Source organism: Pseudonocardia lacus (genome assembly GCF_018531445.1).
GTDB classification, from domain to species: domain Bacteria; phylum Actinomycetota; class Actinomycetes; order Mycobacteriales; family Pseudonocardiaceae; genus Pseudonocardia; species Pseudonocardia lacus.
Genome location: NZ_JAHDTH010000090.1, coordinates 1 through 1,322, shown reverse-complemented (window position 1 = coordinate 1,322; position 1,322 = coordinate 1). Strand labels below are relative to the sequence as shown.

2 protein-coding genes are annotated in these 1,322 nt (G+C 72.6%); both read left to right on the top strand.

All coding sequences use genetic code 11. The features are described from left to right. Positions 1-64: 64 nt before the first annotated feature. Entirely contained in the window at positions 65-802 is a 738-nt protein-coding gene (locus KIK08_RS19565) for an alanyl-tRNA editing protein (RefSeq protein WP_214404644.1), read from the top strand. 76 nt (positions 803-878) lie between these two features. Further along, positions 879-1,214, top strand: a complete 336-nt coding sequence (locus KIK08_RS19560) for a YciI family protein (RefSeq protein ID WP_214404643.1) — start codon at positions 879-881, stop codon at positions 1,212-1,214. Positions 1,215-1,322 lie beyond the last annotated feature (108 nt).

Genomic DNA, 1,322 nt, shown 5'->3' with positions numbered 1-1,322 from the left:
CACGACAAGTTCGTTCTCGACGGTGGTGCGGTCGGGGTGCGGGCGGTACTGGCTAGGGTGCGGCGTGGGTGTTTCGCAGCACGGCCGCACGCAGCGGCTCGACCTCGCCGACCCGACCCTGCGCGAGTGGGACTGCACCGTCGTCGGGGTCGACCCCGACCGCGGCATCGTGCTCGACCGGTCCGCCTTCTACCCGGGCGGCGGCGGACAGCCGCCGGACCACGGGGTCCTGCTGTGGCAGGGCGTGCAGACCCGGATCGTCGGCACGGTCAAGGGCGACGACCTCCACCTCGTCCCCGCCGAGGGCGATCCCGTCCCCCCGGTCGGCACGACGGTCACCGGCGCGCTGGACGACCCGCGCCGCTCCCTGCTGATGCGCACCCACTCGGGTCTGCACGTGCTGTGCGGGGTGGTGTTCCGCGACCACGGCGCGCTGGTCACCGGCGGCAACATGGAGCCGGGCGAGGCCCGGATGGACTTCAACCTCCCGCAGCTGCCCGAGGGGTTCAAGGCCACCCTGGAGGACGCGATCAACGCCGAGGTCCTCGCCGACCGCCGCGTCGACGTGCGGGTGCTGCCCCGCGACGAGGCCATGGCCATCCCGGACATCATCCGCACCCAGACCAACCTGGTCCCGGCCGAGGAGACCGAGGTCCGCATCGTCGACATCACCGGGCTCGACGTGCAGGCCGACGGCGGCACCCACGTGGCCTCGACGAAGCAGATCGGCCGGCTGCAGGTGGTCAAGGTGGAGAACAAGGGCAGGCAGAACCGGCGGGTGCGGATCCGGGTGAGCGACTGAGCGGGCGCTGTCGATCCGGCGCCGCGCCGTTCGTCATCGAGGTGCACGCACCCGAACCGACCCCGGAGGCCATCGCATGGAGTTCGTGCTGACGATCGTCGGAGACGACGACGCCTACCGCGCCCTCGACGAGGAGACCGGCAACGCCATGTACGCGGGGCACATCGCGTTCATGGACGAGGCGAAGGCGGCGGGGGTGGCGATCCCCTACAGCGCGGAGCTCGCGCCGCCGTCCACCGCGCGCACGCTGCGCGCCGACGGCACCGTCACCGACGGCCCGTTCGCCGAGACCAAGGAGCAGCTCGGCGGGTTCTACGTGCTGGAGGTGGACGACATCGAGGAGGCGCTCGGCTGGGCGCGGAAGATCCCGCTGCTGCCCGGCGACAGCATCGAGGTCCGCCCCGCCAAGTGAGGTCCGGATGAGGGCGGCCCGGTGGTGAGCCCGGCCGACGAGGTCGAGCGGGCGCTGCGCGAGTCGTGGGGGCGCCTGCTCGCCCTGCTCACCGGCATACTCGGCGGG